Annotated in this window: 13 protein-coding genes; 7 read left to right on the top strand and 6 right to left on the bottom strand. The window is 69.7% G+C overall.

Annotated elements, in window-relative coordinates:
• Positions 1–49 precede the first annotated feature (49 nt).
• A complete protein-coding gene (locus FZ938_RS14050) occupies positions 50–1,102 on the top strand; it encodes a hypothetical protein (protein ID WP_149199115.1) in 1,053 nt (350 codons plus the stop codon).
• A gap of 83 nt (positions 1,103–1,185) precedes the next feature.
• Here the strand turns inward: FZ938_RS14050 and FZ938_RS14055 are convergent, their stop codons facing one another.
• The 3 genes from FZ938_RS14055 to mtgA all read right to left on the bottom strand — a co-directional run bounded on the left by FZ938_RS14055 (position 1,186) and on the right by mtgA (position 4,147).
• On the bottom strand, positions 1,186–2,556 hold the full coding sequence (locus tag FZ938_RS14055; RefSeq protein WP_149199116.1) for a DEAD/DEAH box helicase: 1,371 nt from the start codon (positions 2,554–2,556) through the stop codon (positions 1,186–1,188).
• Between the two features lie 293 nt (positions 2,557–2,849).
• Positions 2,850–3,374, bottom strand: coding sequence for a flagellar basal body-associated FliL family protein (locus FZ938_RS14060; RefSeq protein WP_149199117.1), 525 nt, complete (start codon positions 3,372–3,374; stop codon positions 2,850–2,852).
• Between the two features lie 98 nt (positions 3,375–3,472).
• Positions 3,473–4,147 (bottom strand): monofunctional biosynthetic peptidoglycan transglycosylase, encoded by a 675-nt coding sequence (gene mtgA / locus FZ938_RS14065; protein WP_149199118.1) that lies wholly within the window; start codon positions 4,145–4,147, stop codon positions 3,473–3,475.
• Positions 4,148–4,258: 111 nt separating this feature from the next.
• Here mtgA and FZ938_RS14070 point away from each other — a divergent pair, with 111 nt between their 5' ends.
• On the top strand, positions 4,259–7,024 hold the full coding sequence (locus FZ938_RS14070; RefSeq protein ID WP_149199119.1) for an ATP-dependent DNA helicase: 2,766 nt from the start codon (positions 4,259–4,261) through the stop codon (positions 7,022–7,024).
• 7 nt (positions 7,025–7,031) lie between these two features.
• On the opposite strand, the gene FZ938_RS14075 is transcribed toward FZ938_RS14070, so the two are convergent.
• Positions 7,032–7,979 carry an AEC family transporter gene (locus tag FZ938_RS14075; RefSeq protein ID WP_149199363.1) on the bottom strand — a complete coding sequence of 316 codons (948 nt, stop codon included), beginning with the start codon at positions 7,977–7,979 and terminating at the stop codon, positions 7,032–7,034.
• Between the two features lie 140 nt (positions 7,980–8,119).
• Between FZ938_RS14075 and FZ938_RS14080 the strand changes: the two genes are divergently transcribed.
• The 5 genes from FZ938_RS14080 to FZ938_RS14100 all read left to right on the top strand — a co-directional run bounded on the left by FZ938_RS14080 (position 8,120) and on the right by FZ938_RS14100 (position 13,679).
• Positions 8,120–8,545, top strand: a complete 426-nt coding sequence (locus FZ938_RS14080) for a tellurite resistance TerB family protein (protein ID WP_149199120.1) — start codon at positions 8,120–8,122, stop codon at positions 8,543–8,545.
• Positions 8,546–8,576: 31 nt separating this feature from the next.
• Positions 8,577–9,464 carry an NAD(P)-dependent oxidoreductase gene (locus FZ938_RS14085; RefSeq protein ID WP_149199121.1) on the top strand — a complete coding sequence of 296 codons (888 nt, stop codon included), beginning with the start codon at positions 8,577–8,579 and terminating at the stop codon, positions 9,462–9,464.
• A 135-nt stretch (positions 9,465–9,599) separates the two neighbouring features.
• Entirely contained in the window at positions 9,600–11,276 is a 1,677-nt protein-coding gene (locus FZ938_RS14090) for a methyl-accepting chemotaxis protein (protein ID WP_174757025.1), read from the top strand.
• Positions 11,277–11,456: 180 nt separating this feature from the next.
• Positions 11,457–13,058 (top strand): citramalate synthase, encoded by a 1,602-nt coding sequence (gene cimA, locus FZ938_RS14095; protein WP_149199123.1) that lies wholly within the window; start codon positions 11,457–11,459, stop codon positions 13,056–13,058.
• Between the two features lie 153 nt (positions 13,059–13,211).
• Positions 13,212–13,679, top strand: coding sequence for a preQ0 transporter (locus FZ938_RS14100; protein WP_149199124.1), 468 nt, complete (start codon positions 13,212–13,214; stop codon positions 13,677–13,679).
• 52 nt (positions 13,680–13,731) lie between these two features.
• On the opposite strand, the gene smc is transcribed toward FZ938_RS14100, so the two are convergent.
• Both smc and FZ938_RS14110 read right to left on the bottom strand, forming a co-directional pair.
• Positions 13,732–17,193, bottom strand: coding sequence for a chromosome segregation protein SMC (smc, locus tag FZ938_RS14105; protein WP_149199125.1), 3,462 nt, complete (start codon positions 17,191–17,193; stop codon positions 13,732–13,734).
• A gap of 248 nt (positions 17,194–17,441) precedes the next feature.
• Entirely contained in the window at positions 17,442–18,101 is a 660-nt protein-coding gene (locus FZ938_RS14110) for a DsbA family protein (RefSeq protein ID WP_149199126.1), read from the bottom strand.
• Positions 18,102–18,129: the final 28 nt, after the last annotated feature.

An 18,129-nucleotide genomic window follows, 5' to 3' on the forward strand; every position in this document is an offset into this window, starting at 1 on the left:
CAAGCAATCGACAGCCCCCTCCTCCGGCCTTTGAGTCCCCTCCCCGCCCATGACCGACACCTCCAGCAGCGACGAGACCACCCCTTCCTCGGAAGCCGTCCCGGAGAGGGATTCCGGCCCGGACTCCGGCGTCGCCGAAAAGGCCGCGCAGGAGAATGTTCTGGTCCAGCCGATGCGGGACACGCATTTCGATTTCCAGCACAAGGTCTTCAGCCTGCCCGGCGCCTTCTTCTGCCAGGAGCCGAACAGCAAGGAGCCGGTGCTGAACATCCTGCTGGGCGACCTGAAGGCGGCTCTCGCCTTCCCCACCCTGATGGAGTCCTTCCAGATCGAGGACGGCACCCACGACGCCCGCCTGCTGGAGATCATCGAACAGGGGCTGGCCTTCGTGAAGCAGATCCGGCCGGGCGAGGAAATTCCGGGCGAACTGCTGGACGGCCGCGCCTCCTGGTCGGTGGAGGACAGGCACCGCATCACCGCCAAAGGGCGGCTGACCATGCAGATCGTCTCCTCCTTCACCGGAAACGAGATCATCGTTTCCGACCAGTCGCAACTGGAACAGCTGTTGGATGATCCGCAGACTCACGAGAAGATGAAGGCCGCCTTCGCCAAGATCGCCGAGCGGCTGAAGCTGACCAACAACGCCGAACAGTATCTGACCGACCGCATCGACGATCTGGCGCAGGAACTGTCCTACATCGAGGCGCTGCGCGACCGCTTCAGGCACATCCGCCGCATCGATCAGGCGATGGCGAAGCTGGTCACCATCTATCGCACCGACCGGACCTTCTGCAGCGAGCTGAACCGTATGCAGGGGCTGATCCGCAAGCCGCTGCGCGAATACGACATGATCTTCGATCAGGCCGACGCCCAGACCGGCGACATCGTCGGCGCGCTGCGCAACTTCCACCCCACCATCCAGTTCATCCGCAAGATCCGCGACGACCTGCGCGCCAAGCTGCTGGAATGGGAGGAACTGCTGCAGGGCTGGGACGAGGTCACGATGGAGCGCTCGCCGAAGGTGGAGGCGTTGCAGAAGCAGACCTACCGGTTCCTGGCAAGCCGCTACATCGAAACGACGGTGTGGAAGCGGGGCGGATAGGCGCGGGGAGATAAACGAAAAGGGCGCCACCAACCGGCGACGCCCCCTTCGATCACTTCGGATAAGCGCTTTATCCGCGACCCTTACCAGCTCTTCGCGCGGGCCGCCGGCTTGCCGTTGCCGTGGGCTTCACGACGGGCATGGCCATGGTCCGGACGGGCGTCGCCGCGGTGGTTGTCGTTGCGGGCATAGTCCGGACGCGGGCCGCGCGGGGCGTGCGGACCCTTGGACTCGCCGTTGCGGTGCCACGGCTTGCCGGCGCCGCCACCCGGACGGCCGTTGCGGGCCGGCGGACGGCCGGCGCCACCGGTGGTGAAGGGGCGCGTCGGCTCCAGGCCGGGCACCACATGCACCTCGAGCGTCGCCTTCGTGTAGCGCTCGATGCGGACCAGGGTCTCGCGGTCGGCGCGGGCGGCGAAGGAGATCGCAACGCCCGAGGCGCCGGCGCGGCCGGTGCGGCCGATGCGGTGGACATAGTCCTCCGCCGAACGCGGCAGGTCGAAGTTGATGACGTGGGTGATGTCGCGCACGTCGATGCCGCGGGCGGCGACGTCGGTGGCGACCAGCAGGCGGACCTGACCGGTGCGCAGACGCTGCAGCGTGCGGTTGCGCTTGGTCTGGTCCATGTCGCCGTGCAGGGCGGCGGCGGCATGTCCGGCGGCGCTCAGCTCCTCGGCCAGCGTGTCGGCATCACGCTTGGTGGCGGCGAAGATGATCGCCTTGCCGACCTCTTCCTGGGCGGCGAAATGCTGCAGCAGGCGGCGCTTGTGGTCCAGATCGTCGGCATGGTGCAGACGCTGTTCCACGTTGATCGCGGTCGCCTGGCTCTCGACGGCCACGCGCTCCGGGTTGCGCAGCAGGTTGCCGGCCAGATGGGCCATGCGGCGATCCAGCGTGGCGGTGAACAGCAGGGTCTGGCGCGTCGGCGGGCAGCACTTGGCGATGGTCTCGACATCGTCGAGGAAGCCCATGTCCAGCATGCGGTCGGCCTCGTCGAGGATCAGCACCTCGACCTCGTCCAGCGCGATGCGGCGGCGGGCGACATGGTCCAGCAGACGGCCCGGGGTGGCGACGAGAACGTCGACCGGGCGCGACAGCAGGCGCAGCTGCTCGCGGTAGGGCATGCCGCCGACCACGTCCACGATGTTCAGCTTCATGAACTTCGCGTATTTGCGGGCGGCGTCGGTGACCTGCTTGGCCAGCTCGCGGGTCGGGGCCAGAACCAGCACGCGCGGGGTGGCGGCGCCGTTCAGCGGCAGCTCGGCGGTGCGGGTCAGCGCCGGCAGCATGAAGGCGGCGGTCTTGCCGGTGCCGGTCTCGGCGGTGGCGAGGATGTCGCGGCCCTGGAGAGCCGGCGGAATGGCCGCGAGCTGGACCGGGGTGGGAACGGTGTATTCGAACGCCTCGAGGGCTTTCAGGACGAGCGGGTGCAGGCCGAGTTCGGAAAACGTCAAGTCGTAACAACCTTCTCAAAGCAACACGGCACGGCCCCGCGCGCCCCGATGGCGGGCGTGGGACATACCGGCGGACTCGCCGGGAGGAGGTCGATAGAGGGAGAGGCGTCTATCCGATGCAGCGGCCAGAGCGTCCCTAGAACCCTGGGACGTTTGCCCCCGAAGGAGCTGCCGTTGCGCAATCACAGCGCGTCTCGCTCAAGAGACGCGCGAGCCTCCAGCGATCAAGACGCCCTACATATGCTATTGCGCCGCACAAGACAAGGGGGATCGCCGAACGAGCCCCGCGTGCGTCACTTGACGACCATGCGTTCGATGTAGATGTCGCGGATCAGACCGGTCCCCGCCTCGCGGTTGACGGCGTCCCTGATGCGCGCCTTCAGGAAGGTTGCCGAGCCGGGGCCGGTCAGGATTTCGCTGTCGGTTTGGCCGACGGTCTGGAACAGGCGGTCGGCGATGCGGTCCTGGTAACGCAGCACGCGGTCGGCGGTCACCTTCGGCGCCAGCACCAGCGAGACCTGCATCTCCACCGCCCGCGACCCGCCCAGCGGCACCTCCATCGCCGGCAGCTGCGCCAGATGCGGTTTCGGCCCCATCCGCGCCTCGATCCGCCGCTGTTCCAGAATGCGGTCCACCGCGATTCCGCCGCCATAGGCCAGCCCGGCCAGGGTCAGCAGCGAAATCAGGACGATGATCAGCAGCCGGGTCGGGTGTGCCGGCTCCGGCTGTGGGGCATGGTGCGGCACCAGCGCGTCGCGCAGCGGGTCGGGAGGCGGGGTCGGGAACGGCGTTCCGTGCAGCGTGCGATGCGTGGCCATGGACGGCCTCCTCCGGAGCGGCGGGGGCATCAGGAAGCCTAGCGCGGTGGGGGTTAAGATTCGGTGGAGGGGGCATGAGTGAACACCTTGCGCACTCCTCACCGCACGCAGTCCGCCAGCCCGTCCCGCCGCACCACCGCCATCCGCCGCTCGATCACTCCCGCCCGGCGGGCGACATAGGAACCGGGCCGGGTGGGCGACCAGTTGCGCGGGTTGGGCAGCACCACGGCCAGCAGCGCCGCCTCGCGCCGGGTCAGGGCCGCCGCGGATTTGTGGAAATGATGCCGCGCGGCGGCTTCGGCGCCATAGATGCCGTCGTCCCACTCCACGATGTTCAGATAGACCTCCAGGATGCGGCGCTTGCTCCACAGGCTTTCGATCAGCAGGGTGAACCACGCCTCCGCCCCCTTGCGGGTCCAGCTGCGGTCGGGCCAGAGGAAGGCGTTCTTGGCGGTCTGCTGGCTGATCGTGCTGCCGCCGCGCAGGCGCTTGCCCTCTTCATTGTCCTCGAATGCGTCTTCGATGGCCGCCCAGTCGAAGCCGCCATGGCCGCAAAATCCGGTGTCCTCCGACGCGATCACCGCCTCGGCCAGAGCCGGCGAGATGCGCTCCAGCGGTTCCCAGTCGCGCGACAGGCCGGACCCGCCCAGTGCCCGGATCAGCATCAGCGGCGTGGCCGGCGGCGGCACGATCCGATAGAGCGCCGCCCATAGAATGGTGAAGGCCGTCAGCCCCGCCGCCCCGATCAGCGCCCAGCGCAGCAGTTTCCGCATAAGGTCCCGTCTCCGCCTGGCTCCCCGGACTTCCCTGAATGGGGGTGAAGCGGCGGGCCGTCAACATCCGGCACTCGCTTTGCGGCCCACCGCCGCCATATAGTGCCGCCGATGGACCTGACCGCCGACCCCACCCCGCTCCACAGCCTTGACGATGCGCCCGCCATGGTGGCCGGCGCGCGCCGCGTCGTGTCGCTGACGCTCGACGGCGAGGTGGAGGAGCTGTCGCTGGCCGCTGCCGCATCGAAGGTGCGCCGCCAGCCGCCGCTGGTCTGCCATGCCCGCGCCTTCGCCCGCCGGCTGGGGATCGACGGTTTCCCGGCCTTCGACGTGCTGGAGCTGTTCGCCTTCGTCCACCCCGCCCGCTTCTGCGTCCCCACCCCGCGCGGCATCGCCGAGGCACTCGACCTGCCCACCCCCGACGGCCATGAGGCGGAGGCGCTGGCCCTGCAGCGCGCCGTGCGCCGCCTGCTGGGCGATCTCGGCGCCGCCGGACGCGAGGAGTCCTCCGACCCCGTCGCCTTCGCCTGGGAGATGGGGCGCGCCGGCTGGCCCTGGGCGCCAGCCGTGCTGGCCGCGCTCGGCAAGCCCGACGGACCGGAGAAGGGTGCCGCCCGTTCCGGCCTGCGCGTCTGGACCCGCATCAAGGAGTGGGAGGAGGGAGCACCCCCGCCGCCGCCCGCCCAGAATCCGGTCGATCCGGAGGAGGCGCGCCGCCGCCTCGCCGCCATGCTGTCCGCCAATGTGCCGGGCAAGGTAGCGGAGCCGCGGCCGCAGCAGGCCGATTACTCCAGCGCGGTGTCGGCGGCCTTCGCCCCGCGCCAGCTTCCCGACACCCCGAACGTCGTGCTGGCGGAGGCCGGGACTGGCGTCGGCAAGACGCTGGGCTATCTGGCGCCGGCCACGGTGTGGGCGGAGAAGAATGGCGGGACGGTGTGGATTTCCACCTATACCCGCAATCTCCAGCACCAGATCGACGCGGAACTGGACAGGCTCTATGCCGACCCGGCGACCAAGGCGCGCAAGGTGGTGCTGCGCAAGGGGCGGGAGAACTATCTGTGCCTGCTGAACCTGGAAGAGGCGGTGCGCGCCATGCCCTTCCAGCCTCACAACGCCATCGGCGTCGGGCTGATGGCGCGCTGGGCGGCGGCGACGCGGGACGGCGACATGACCGGCGGCGACTTCCCCGGCTGGCTGGTCGACATCGCCGGGCGCGGGCCGACCATGGGGCTGGCCGACCGCCGCGGCGAGTGCATCTATTCCGCCTGCGACCATTACGCCCGCTGCTACGTCGAGAAGAGCATTCGCAGGGCGCGGCGCGCCGACATCGTCATCGCCAACCACGCTCTGGTGATGGTGCAGGCGGCGCTCGGCGGCGGCGAGGAGCCGACGCTGCCCAGCCGCTATGTCTTCGACGAGGGGCACCATGTCTTCGACGCCGCCGACAGCGCCTTCGCCGGCCACCTGACCTGCCGCGAGACACAGGAGCTGCGGCGCTGGCTGCTGGGTGCCGAGGAGACCGGCCGCAGCCGCGCCCGCGGCCTGAAGCGCCGGCTGGAGGACATCGTCGCCGGCGACGAGGAGGCCCTGCGCCACCTCGACGACATCCTGATGGGCGCCCGCGTCCTGCCCGCCGACGGCTGGTCTGCGCGTCTGGCCGCCGACAACCCGCAGGGGCCGACCGAACGCTTCCTGCTGCTGGCCCGCCAGCAGGTCTATGCCCGCACCGCCGGCCAGGGCGGCCCCTACAGCCTGGAGGCCGACAAGGCCTATCCGGTGGATGGGCTGCTGGAGTCCGCGGCGGAGTTGGAGCAGGCGCTGGTCCGCCTGTCCGAACCGGTTGAGGCGCTGGCCCGCCGGCTGGCGCAACGGCTGGAGGACGAGAGCGCCGAGCTGGACTCCGACCAGCGCCGCCGCATCGACGCGCTGTCGCGCAGCCTGCACCGCCGCGGCACCCTGACGGTTGAGGCGTGGCGCGCCATGCTGCGCACCCTGCCGACCGAAACGCCCTCCCATTTCGTCGACTGGTTCGCCGTGGAGCGGATCGACGGGCGCGACGTCGATGTCGGGCTGTACCGCCACTGGGTCGATCCGACGGTTCCCTTCGCCGAGGCGCTGGCCGGCCCCGCCCATGGGCTGGTGGTGACCAGCGCCACGCTGACCGACGGCACCGGCGATGTCGGGCAGGACTGGCGCGCGGCGGAAGACCGCTGCGGCGCCAGCCACCTGCCGGCCCCGGCGATCCGGGCGCAAGTCCCCTCCCCCTTCGACTACCCGAACCGCACCCGCGTCTTCGTGGTCAACGACGTGCGCAAGGACGATCTGGGACAGGTCTCGGCGGCCTACAAGTCGCTGTTCCTGGCGGCGGGCGGCGGCGGGCTCGGCCTGTTCACCGCGATCAGCCGCCTGCGGGCGGTGCGCGACCGCATCGCCGAGCCGCTGGATCAGGTCGGAATCCCGCTCTACGCCCAGCATGTCGATCCGCTCGACGTGTCCACCCTGATCGACATCTTCCGCAACGAGGAGCACGCCTGCCTGCTCGGTACCGACGCGGTGCGCGATGGCGTGGATGTGCCCGGCCGCTCGCTTCGCCTGATCGTCTTCGACCGCGTGCCCTGGCCGCGTCCGGACATCTTGCACCGTGCCCGGCGCGAGGCCTTCGGCCGCCGCCGCTACGAGGACATGATCACCCGGCTGCGCCTGAAACAGGCCTTCGGCCGGCTGGTCCGCCGGGCCGACGACACCGGTGTGTTCGTGCTGCTCGACCCGATGATGCCGAGCCGGCTGGCCGGCGCCTTTCCGGAGGGGGTGGAGATGCGCCGGGTCGGGCTGAAACAGGCGGTGGAGGAGACGGCGGAGTTCCTGCGGGGGTGGTGAGCCTTCCTCACCCCCCAGGCGCATAAACCGCCAGCAGCGCCGACAGCGTCACCACGCTCAGCACCGTGGACACCAGGATCGCCGACGAGGTGCGTTCCACATAGGTCTGGTACTGGCTCGCCACCACGAAGGTGAGCGCGCCGGTCGGCAAGGCCGCCAGGATCACCGCGCTACCGGTCCAGAAGGGGTCCATCGGGAACAGGGTCTGCGTCAGCATCCAGGCCAGCGCCGGATGGACCAGCAGCTTCAGCGCACTGATCCATCCCGCCTCCGCCAGCCCGGCGGTCAGCCGTTGCGAGGCCAGGAACAGGCCGATGGCGAACAGCGCGCAGGGGCCGGCGGGGGAGCCCATCAGTTCGCAGAAGGTGGCGATCGGCTTGGGCACCGCCACGCCGGGCAGCAGCGCCGACCAGGCGAGGCCGGCGGCGGTGGACAGGATCAGCGGGTTCTTCGCCAGCGCCCGGCCGACGTCGCGCAGGGCCTTGCCCAGCCCGCTGCCATGGCTGTTGGCGAACTCCATCCAGATCACGGCGATACCGACCATGATGGCGCTCATGATCACGGTCGCCAGGATGGTGGGGGCAAGGTGGTCCGGGCCGAAGGCGGCCAGGAACAGCGGGATACCCATGTAGCCGGTGTTGGAGAAGGCCGAATTCAGCCCCTGCATGCACTGGATCTGCGTGCGTTCCCGGTACAGCAGCCGGCCGATGAGCGCACCCAGCGCATAGACCAGCAGCATCGACCCCAGGAAGGCGCCAATGAAGGGACCGTTGAAGATTTCCGGGATCGACCGCCGCGCCGTGCCCAGGAACAGCACCGGCGGCAGCGCCATCCAATAGACGAACTTGTTCAGCGCCTCCGACGAGGCGGCACCGAGCAGCTTCGACTTCCCGGACAGGAAGCCGGCCAGAATGATGGCGAATACGGGAAATGCGACATTGAGGACGACGTTCATGGTGCGCGACAATAGGCAACGCCAACCGTCGCGTCGAGAAGCCGAACCCTCCACTTCCGGCATGGCACCCTTGACGCCGCGCAGGCGGCGTTCGAGATTGCCGACCCGACTTGCGACCACTCCCCAGGGGAGACCGCCTCATGAGAAAGCCGACCGACGCCATGATCGACCACCACAGCGCGCTCATCTACGTCATGGTCCTGGTGTCCGCCTGCGACGGCGACATGACCGACCCTGAACTGGAAGCCATCGGCGAGAATGTGCGCTACCTGCCGATCTTCAAGGATTACAGCGGCGATCAGGTGATGGCCGCGACGCGCGAATGCACCGCCATGCTGTCCGACAACGACGGGCTGGACACGGTGCTGACCATCGTCGAGCAGGCGCTGCCGTCGAAGCTGCGCGAGACCGCCTATGCGGTGGCCTGCGACATCGCCGCCGCCGATCCCAAGGCCTCGCAGGAGGAGTTGCGGATGCTGGAACTGATCCGCCACCGGCTGGGTGTCGACCGGCTGTGCGCCGCCGCCATCGAACGCGGCGCCCGCGCCCGCCACATGCGCCTGTGACCGTCTTCCAATCTTTTCCGAAAGCTCCGACATGACCGAAGAGACCCTCCGCCCCGACCTCGCCGGCCAGCGCGTCGGCTTCATCGGGCTCGGCCTGATGGGCAAGCCGATGGCCCGTGCGCTCGCCCGTGCCGGCGCGGAGTTGGTGGTGACCAGCCGCAGTCCCGGCCCGGTCGCCGAGATGGCGGCGGAAGGCATGATCGCCGCCACCGGCCCCGCCGCCGTCGCCGGGCAGGCCGGGACCATCGTCCTGATGCTGACCGACACCGCGGCCGTGCAAACGGTGGCCGAGGCGCTGCTGCCGGTCCTGCGCCCCGGCCATCTGGTGATCGACATGGGCACCACCGCCGTCGCCGCCACCCGCGCGTTGGCGGAACGTGTCGCCGCCGCCGGGGCCGAATGGCTGGACGCCCCGGTCTCCGGCGGCACGGTGGCGGCGGAGGGGGCAATCCTGACCATCATGGCCGGCGGGTCGGAGACCGCCTTCGCCCGCGCCCTGCCGGTGCTGCAGGCGATGGGCCGCCGCATCACCCATGTCGGGGCCAGCGGCGCCGGCCAGATCGCCAAGTCCGCCAATCAGGTCATCGTCGCCCTGACCATCGGCGCGGTGGCGGAGGCGCTGGCGCTCGCCAAGGCGGCCGGCGCCGATCCGGCCAAGGTGCGCGACGCCATCCGCGGCGGCTTCGCCGAATCCCGCATCCTAGACCTGCATGGCGGCCGTATGGTCAGCGGCGACTTCACCCCCGGCGGCCGCGTCACCACCCAGGTCAAGGACCTGCGGCAGGCGGAGGAGCTGGCTCAGCAGTCCGGCATCGACCTGCCGACTCTCGGCCTGTCGCTGGAGCTGTTCGAGATGCTGGTCGAACAGGGCGACGGCGGGCTGGACCATTCCGCCCTCTACCGCCTGTTCGCGCGCTGAAGGGTCAGCCCGCCAAAAGGAGCGCCCCCGAACCCTACCATCGTTGTATGCGGCAACGTCCCCTATTGCCTAAAGCAATATTTCCGATGCATACCCGCTGAAAATGTTGCAGTTATGCGACAGCGGGAGTGGGGAATGGCAATGTCGTTGCGCACGATTCTGGTGGGGGTTCTGGCGGCGCTCGGCCTGATGCTGGGCTTCGAGGCGTTCACCGGCATCACCACGCTGGAGACCGCCAACGAACGGATGAAGTCGGTCTATGAGGACCGGGTGGTGCCGCTGCGCGACCTGAAGATCGTTTCCGACGCCTATGCGGTGATGATCGTCGACAGTTCCCACAAGGTCCGCGGCGGGGCCATGCCCTGGACCGACGGCGCCGCCTCCGTGCGCAAGGCCATGGCGACGGTGCGGGAGCGCTGGCAGGCCTACACCTCCACCTCGCTGACGGCGGAGGAATCCCGGATGGTGGCGGAAACGCGGGCGGCGATGGAGCGGGCCGACACCGGCGTCGCCACGCTGCTGCGCATCCTCGACAAGCAGGACAAGGCGGGGCTGGACACGTTCGTCGCCCGCGACCTCTATCCGACCATCGACCCGGTGACTGAGCATGTCAGCGGCCTGATCGACCTGCAGGTCCGCGTCGCCGGCAACGAGTTCGCCGACTCCCAGAACTCCTACGAGGACGAGCGCCGCAATTCCTGGCTGCTGGTCGGCGCGGCGGCACTGCTGCTGGCGGCGGGGATCGCCATCGTCCTCAGCCGGGTGATCTCGCCGGTGACGGCGATGACCGCCGCCATGGCCCGGCTGGCCGGCGGCGACGTGACGGTGACGGTCCCCGCCACCGACCGCGGCGACGAGATCGGCCGGATGGCCCGCGCCGTCGCCGTGTTCAAGGACAACGCCATCGAAAAGCAGCGGATCGAGGCCGAGCAGGAGCGGCTGAAGCAGGGCATGGAGGCCGAACGCCGCCGGATGATGGCCGAACTGGCCGACCGGTTCGAACAGGCGGTGCGGGGCGTGGTCACCCAGGTCGGCGGTGCCGCCGGACAGCTGACCGCCAGCGCGCGCTCCCTGTCGTCCCTGGCGGAGCAGAGCCGGTCGCAGGCCGCGGCGGTCGCGGGCGCCAGCGAACAGACCTCCGCCAACGTGCAGACCGTCGCCGCCTCGGCAGAGGAAATGGCCGCCTCCATCGGCGAGATCACCCGGCAGGTCGGCGAGACGGCCGACGTCGCCCGCCGCGCCGCCGAACGGGCCGGCAGCACCGACGCCACCATCCGCCAACTGGCCGACCACGCCAAGGCGATCGGCGATGTCGTGCAGCTGATCAACGCCATCGCCGCCCAGACCAACCTGCTGGCGCTGAACGCCACCATCGAGGCGGCACGGGCCGGAGAGGCCGGCAAGGGCTTTGCGGTGGTCGCCGGGGAGGTGAAGAATCTCGCCAACCAGACCGCCAAGGCGACCGAGGAGATCGCCAGCCAGATCGGCACCATGCAGAGCGTGACCGGCGAAGCGGTGGACGCCATCGCCGAGATCGGCCGGACAATCGACGACATCAACCGCATCGCAGCAGCCGTCGCCGCCGCCATCGACCAGCAGGACGCCGCCGCGCGCGAGATCGCCCGCAACGTCCAGCAGGCCGCCGTGGGAACGGAGGAGATTTCCTCCAACATCGTGGTGGTGCGTCAGGCCGCCGACGATACCGGCACCGCGGCCCATGACGTGCTGGGCGCGGCGCAGACGCTGTCGGCCGACGCCGACCGGCTTTCGGCGGAGGTGGAGCGCTTCATCGGACAGGTGCGCAGCGCCTGATCGGCCGCCCCATTTCCATTCCCGTTCCCCTTCCTATTCCCTTCCGTTGCGGCAAAGCTCCGCTTTCCGCAAGTTTCTTGTCAAAACGGTTGAGGATATACGTCGCATCGTCCATTCTCCCGGCTTTCCACAGGGCGGCAAAACACTGCCGATCCCCATGTCTTTACAGGTCAGGCGGCGATGACGGGCGAGCGCATCTATCTCTACGACACCACGCTGCGCGATGGAGCGCAGACCCAGGATGTGGATTTCTCGGTCGCCGACAAGATCGCGATTGCCAAGGACCTCGACCGGCTGGGCATCGACTATGTCGAAGGCGGCTGGCCGGGCGCCAACCCGACCGACGACCAGTTCTTCGCCGAGGCGCCGGAGCTGACCCGCGCCACCTTCACCGCTTTCGGCATGACCCGCCGCCCAGGCCGCAGCGCCGCCAACGACCCGCAGCTGACGGCGCTGGCGCAGTCGCGCGCCAAGGCGGTCTGCATGGTCGGCAAGACCTGGGATTTCCATGTCGACGTCGCGCTGAACATCCCGCGCGAGGAAAATCTCGACCTGATCCGCGACAGCATCGCCGCCCTCCATGCCGCCAAGGGCGAGGCACTGTTCGACGCGGAGCATTTCTTCGACGGCTACAAGCGCAACCCGGCCTATGCGGTGTCCTGCATCAAGGCGGCCTTTGACGCCGGGGCGCGCTGGATCGTGCTGTGCGACACCAACGGCGGCACCCTGCCGCACGAGGTCGACGCCATCGTCCGCGAGGTGGTGGAGAGGCACGGCATCCCCGGCGACAATCTCGGCATCCACTGCCACAACGACACCGAGAACGCCGTCGCCAATTCGCTGGCGGCGGTGCGGGCCGGCGCCCGCATGATCCAGGGCACCATCAACGGTCTTGGCGAGCGCTGCGGCAACGCCAACCTCGTCTCGCTGATCCCGACGCTGATGCTGAAGCTGGGCTATGAGACCGGCATCCGGCGCGAGGATCTGCATCTCCTGACCCAGTTGAGCCGCGCCTTCGACGACCGGCTGAACCGCGCCCCCAACCGCCACGCCGCTTACGTCGGCGCCAGCGCCTTCGCGCACAAGGGCGGGCTGCACGTCTCGGCGGTGGAGAAGGACCCGTCCTCCTACGAGCATGTGGCGCCGGAAGCCATTGGCAACCGCCGCCAGATCGTCATGTCGGATCAGGCCGGCCGCTCAAACCTGATCGTGCGGCTGCGCGACATCGGCATGGCGGTGGATTCCAAGGACGACCGGCTGGCCGGCCTGCTCGATCTGGTGAAGCAGCGCGACAGCGACGGCTATGCCTACGACACGGCGGAAGCCAGCTTCGAGCTGCTGGTCCGGCGCGAGCTGGGCGAGGTGCCGCACTTCTTCGAACTGCTGCGCTTCCACGTCACCGACGAGCGCCGCTACAACGCCGTCGGCAAGCTGGTGGTGGAATCCGAAGCGGTCGTGCGCGTGCGCGTCGGCGATTCCGTGCGGCTGGAGGTGGCGGACGGCAACGGCCCGGTGCATGCGCTGGACGTCGCCATGCGCAAGGCTCTGGAACCGGTCTATCCGGCACTGGCCAAGGTCAGCCTGTCCGACTACCGCGTCCGCATTCTGGCGGCCAAGGACGGCACCGGCGCCATGCCGCGCGTGCTGATCCGCAGCGCCCGCACCGACGGCAACGAATGGTCGACGCTGGGCGTGTCCACCAACATCATCGAGGCCTCGATGGAGGCGCTGGTGGACAGCTACACCTACGCCCTGATGAAGAGCGACGCCCAACCAGTGTGAGGGCCGGTGTAACGGCGGCGGGCACGCGGCACCTTCCCACCATGGCGATGTTCTGTTAGCTACAGCGGTTTCGGGGCGCTCGCATTCACGCGGGGTCGGCTCCGGTCATCAGCGCCCGTATTGCCGCGGGTCCGCTCTCGGAGGAACATCGCCATGCTCTGGCTCGCCGCCTATATCGGCAGCATTCTTGCCATCAACTACGCCTTCAGCCTGTTTCCGCACCTGGATCTGGTCTGGTCCTGCTGGGCCGGCCTGATCTTCATCCTGCGCGACATGGTGCAGGTGCGCTTCGGCCATTGGGCGCTCGCCGCCATGCTGGGCGGCACCGTGCTGTCCTATCTGCTGACCGATCCGTTCGTCGCCACCGCCAGCGTCGTCGCCTTCGCCGTGTCGGAGATCATCGACTGGGCGGTCTTCACCATCACCCGCCGCCCGTTGCGCGACCGGCTGTGGATCAGCGCCGCCCTGTCGGTGCCGGTCGATACCGCCATCTTCTTCGGCATGTTGGGCGTCTGGGAGCCAAGCGTCTGGGCCGCCAGCTTCGCGTCCAAGCTGCTGGGCGTTTCGGTGGTCTGGCTGCTGATGCGCACGCGCGACGGCCGGATGACGGTCGCGGCGTAACCAGCCTCCCTCGCCCCCTACCGCGTTCCAAGGCGGTAGGGGGCGAGGCGTCTTACGCCACCCCGCGCAATTCCTCGGCGCGGCTGAGATCGACGCTGACCAGCTGCGAGACGCCACGCTCCACCATCGTCACGCCGAACAGGCGGTCCACCCGCGCCATGGTCAGGCGGTGATGGGTGATGATGAGGAAGCGGGTGTCGCCCTGGCGCGCGATATCCTCCACCAGATCGCAGAAGCGGCCGACATTCGCCTCGTCCAGCGGGGCATCGACCTCGTCCAGCACGCAGATCGGCGCCGGGTTCGACCGGAAGACGGCGAACAGCAGCGACAGCGCGGTCAGCGCCTGCTCACCGCCCGACAACAATGAGAGCACCTGCAGCTTCTTGCCCGGCGGACTGGCGTAGATCTCCAGGCCGGCGTTCAGCGGATCCTCGGCGTTGACCAGTTCCAGATAGGCCTTGCCGCCGCCGAACAGGCGGGTGAACAGCTCCTGGAAGTCGCGGTTCACCACGTCGAAGCTGGCGATCAGACGCTCGCGCGCCTCGCGGTTCAAACTGGAGATGCCCTGGCGCAGGCGGGCGATGGCGGCGGTCAGGTCCTCGCGCTCGCCATGCAGGCCGGTGATCTGGGCTTCCAGCTCCTCCGCCTCGATCTCGGCGCGCAGATTGACCGGCCCCATGTTCTCGCGCTCGCGGGTCAGCTTGTCGAGCCGCGATTCCACCGCCGTCGCATCGGGCATCGGTTCGGCGGGGTCGAGGTCGGCGGCGGCGCGCGTGTCCTCCGGCCGGCAGTCCAGCCGTTCGGCGATGCGCTCCGTCAGGGTGCGTTCCTGCTGCTGGGCGGCCGAGACCGCGGCCTCCGCACGGGCGCGCGCTTCGCGGCCATCGGCCAGCGCCGCTTCGGCGTCGTGCAGGGCCTGCTCGGTCCCGGCCAGCCGAGCCTCGGCCTCCGCCAGCGCGTCGGCGGCTCGCTTGCGGTGGCGCTCGGCCAGGGCGATGCGGTCGAGAAGCTCCTGGCGTTCCTCCGCGATCCCGGCCGGCCGGCCGGACAGCGCGGCGATCTCGCCCTCCGCTTCTTGCGAGCGCTGACGCAACTCCGCCACACGTCCGCCGGCCCCGGCCGAGCGGGTGTCCCAGGAGGCGGTTTCCGACTGGATGGCGGCCAGACGCTGGCGTCGCGCCTGCGCCTCGCGGGTCAGGCGGTCCAACGCATTCTGCCGCTCGGCCAGAACGGCGCGGCGTTCGGCCAGTGCGGCGCGCTGGTCGTTCACCCGCTCCCGCCCTTCGCGCGGGTCGGGCAGCGACTCCAGCTGCTCCAGCGCCTCGTCCCGGCGGGCGGCCGCTTCGCGTTCGTCGGCGGCGAGCCGCTCCACCGCCTCCACCAGGGAGGCGAGGCGGGACGATGCGGCGTCGGCCTCGCGCGCCAGCTTGGCGTGGCGGTCGCGGGCGGCGTTCAGCGCGGCGAAGCCCTCACGCACGGCGTCGCGGGCACGGCGGTCGGCCTGGGCCGCCGCCTCCACCGCCAGCTTGGCGGCGTCGAGCGCTTCGTGCGCCAGTTCGACCTGTTCCTCGGCAAGCTCCAGTTCGCCGCGCAGTTCGGCCAGCCGGTTGCGCTGCTTCAAGCGGATGGCCGCGGCGGTCGGGGCGCCGGCCTGTACGGTCAACCCGTCCCAACGCCACGCTCCACCGTCGCGGCTGACCAGCACCTGCCCCGGCGCCAGGGTCGCGGCCAGCGCCACCCCGGTCCCGGCATCGGCGACCACCCCGATATGGGCGAGAGCGCGGGCGGCGGCCGGCGGTCCCTGCACATGGTTCGACAGCGGCTCGGCACCGGCCGGCAGCGGCGCCACGGCGTCATAGGCGGGCAGCATGCGCCAATGCACCGGTGCCGCCATGTCGAGCGGAGCGGTCAACGCATCGCCGAGCGCGGCGGCGAGCGCCCCCTCATAGCCGGGGGACACCGTCACCGCATCGACCAGCGGCGGAAACTGTCCACCGGCCCCGGCCTCCAGCAGTTCGGCCAACGCCCGTTCCTCGGCGCGCAGCTTGGCGCGGGCGCTATCGGCGGCGGACAGCGCATCGCGGGCGCGGGACTGCGCCGGCTCGGCCTCCGCCTTTGCCTGTTCGGCGGCCTCGGCGGCGTCGCGGGCCTGTTCCAGCCGCTGCTCGGCCAGTTCGACGGCCAGCTCGGCCTCCGACAGGTCGGCGCGGGCGGCGATCTCCGCCTCCAGGGCGGCGCGCTGGGCCTGCTGCTCGGCCAGCCGCTTGGCGAGCCCGGCGGCGCGGCTTTCCAGCTCTGCGGCCTGACGTTGGGTGGCGGCGCGGCGGGCCTCGTCGGTGGCGACCGCTTCGGTCAGGCGGGTCAGTTCGCGGTCGAGGGCATCGACCTGCTCACGCGCCTCGGCCAGAGCCTCGGCGGCGGCTTCCTCCAGCATCTCCTCGTCGGCCTGCGCCGCGATCAGGCGGTCGCGTTCGGCCACCAGCCGGGCCAGCGCCTCGCCGGCGTCGGCAGCCAGTGCCTCCTCACGGCCAAGATCGCCGGCGATCTGGCGCAGCCGGGCCTCCAGCGCGCGCTGCTGATCGGCGACGCGCTTTTCCTCGGCGTCGAGCTGTTCGCGGGCGATCACCAGCCGTTGCAGGGCGGCAGCGGCCCGCGCCTCGTCCTGCCGCTTGTCGGGCAGGCCGGCCGCGGCCTCCGTCCGGCGGGCGGTCAGCTGGTTGACGGCCAGCATGCGGTCGCGCACTTCGGCCTCGGCAGTGGCGAAGGCGGCGTGGGCGCGGGCGCGTTCCTCCTGCGCGGCGAGCCAGCGCAGGTGCCACAGCACGGCCTCCGCCTTGCGGATCTGGTCGGACAGGTTGCGGTAGCGGGCGGCCTGCCGCGCCTGCTTCTTCAGGCTCTGCAGCTGGGTATCCATCGCCCCGATCACGTCGTCGAGGCGGGTCAGGTTGGCCTCCGCCGCCTTCAGCCTCAATTCGGCCTCGTGCCGGCGGGAATGCAGGCCGGTGATGCCGGCGGCCTCCTCCAGCAAGGCGCGGCGGTCCTGCGGTTTGGCGGAGATGATCTGCGCCACCTTGCCCTGGCTGACCAGCGCCGGGGAACTGGCGCCCGAGGCATTGTCGGCGAACAGCAGCTGGACGTCGCGCGCGCGCACCAGCTTGCCGTTGATGCGGTAGTCGGATCCGGAGCCGCGCTCGATCCGGCGGGTGATCTCCAGCTCGTCATGCTCGTTGAAGCCGGCCGGCGCGGTGCGCGACCGGTTGTCGACCGCCAGCGTCACCTCGCCCAGATTGCGGGCCGGCCGGCTGGAGGTGCCGCCGAAGATGACGTCGTCCATATCGTCGCCGCGCATGCGCTTGGCCGAGGTCTCGCCCATCACCCAGCGCAACGCCTCGACCAGATTGGACTTGCCGCAGCCGTTGGGACCGACGATGCCGGTCATGCCGGGTTCGATGACCAGATCCGTGGCATCGACGAAAGACTTGAAACCCGACAGGCGGAGACGCGTGAACTGCACTGGGAAAGAACCTTTGGTGTACTGGGCTTTGATGTGCGGGCTTCGATTGATGAAGTGTCGGCTTCGAATGCCCCCACCTAACCTCCCCCGCTGGGCGGGGGAGGGACTGCCGCTGCTTTACCGAACAAGCACTTATCCCCTCCCCCGCCCAGCTCTCGCACAAAGCTTCGCTTTGTGCTGACGCGGCAGGCGGACCGTAGGTCCGCTGAGAGCGGGGGAGGGTTAGGGTGGGGGCAATTTTCAGGCGCTTACTTCAACAGCTTGTCGATCGCCTTGGAGAACTCCTCGAACGACTGGGCGCCTTCGATGCGGGCCTTGCCGTCATTCAGGATGAAGGTCGGGGTGGCCTCGACCTTGTACTGGTTCTGGCCGGTCAGGCGGCTGTTCAGGATGGCGTCGGCCAGCTCCTTGTTGGCGAGGCAGGCGTCGATGGTCTCCTGGCTCATGCCGGCCAGCTTGCCGTACTGGGCCAGCGCCTTGGCCGGGTCGGCGGCGCGGCTCCAGGTCGACTGGCTCTTGAACAGCACGTCGGTCAGCGGATAGTAGCGCTCGGCCGGGGCGCAGTGGGCCAGCATGCTGGCGCTCAACGCCGCCTGATCGAAGGGGAAGTCGCGGAAGATCAGCTTGACCTTGCCGGTGTCGATGTAGGCTTCCTTGATCTTCGGCAGGATGTCGGTGTGGAAATGGGCGCAGTGCGGGCAGGTCATCGACGAATAGTCTAGGATCGTCACCGGCGCCTTGGGGTCGCCCATGACGCGGTCGGCCATCAGCTCCGACACCGGCGGCAGGGTGGCGGCGGCCTGGGCGGCCGACGGAGCCGTCACGGCGGTGCCGAAGGCGGCGGTGAAGCCGATGGCCAGAAGGCCGGCCAGCCCGAAGTACCTGCGTCCCAAAATTTTGCGGTTCACTTTGCCCTCGTTCCTACCAGATGTTGAC

It is taken from the genome of Azospirillum oryzae, from assembly GCF_008364795.1.
In the GTDB taxonomy this organism is placed as follows: domain Bacteria; phylum Pseudomonadota; class Alphaproteobacteria; order Azospirillales; family Azospirillaceae; genus Azospirillum; species Azospirillum oryzae.

Excerpts from the sequence above, each read along its gene's own strand:
- FZ938_RS14050 (WP_149199115.1), top strand. The coding sequence starts at position 50 with ATGACCGACACCTCCAGCAGCGACGAGACCACCCCTTCCTCGGAAGCC.
- FZ938_RS14060 (WP_149199117.1), bottom strand. The coding sequence starts at position 3,374 with ATGGCCACGCATCGCACGCTGCACGGAACGCCGTTCCCGACCCCGCCT.
- mtgA (WP_149199118.1), bottom strand. The coding sequence starts at position 4,147 with ATGCGGAAACTGCTGCGCTGGGCGCTGATCGGGGCGGCGGGGCTGACG.
- FZ938_RS14070 (WP_149199119.1), top strand. The coding sequence starts at position 4,259 with ATGGACCTGACCGCCGACCCCACCCCGCTCCACAGCCTTGACGATGCG.
- FZ938_RS14075 (WP_149199363.1), bottom strand. The coding sequence starts at position 7,979 with ATGAACGTCGTCCTCAATGTCGCATTTCCCGTATTCGCCATCATTCTG.
- FZ938_RS14080 (WP_149199120.1), top strand. The coding sequence starts at position 8,120 with ATGAGAAAGCCGACCGACGCCATGATCGACCACCACAGCGCGCTCATC.
- FZ938_RS14085 (WP_149199121.1), top strand. The coding sequence starts at position 8,577 with ATGACCGAAGAGACCCTCCGCCCCGACCTCGCCGGCCAGCGCGTCGGC.
- FZ938_RS14090 (WP_174757025.1), top strand. The coding sequence starts at position 9,600 with ATGGCAATGTCGTTGCGCACGATTCTGGTGGGGGTTCTGGCGGCGCTC.
- cimA (WP_149199123.1), top strand. The coding sequence starts at position 11,457 with ATGACGGGCGAGCGCATCTATCTCTACGACACCACGCTGCGCGATGGA.
- FZ938_RS14100 (WP_149199124.1), top strand. The coding sequence starts at position 13,212 with ATGCTCTGGCTCGCCGCCTATATCGGCAGCATTCTTGCCATCAACTAC.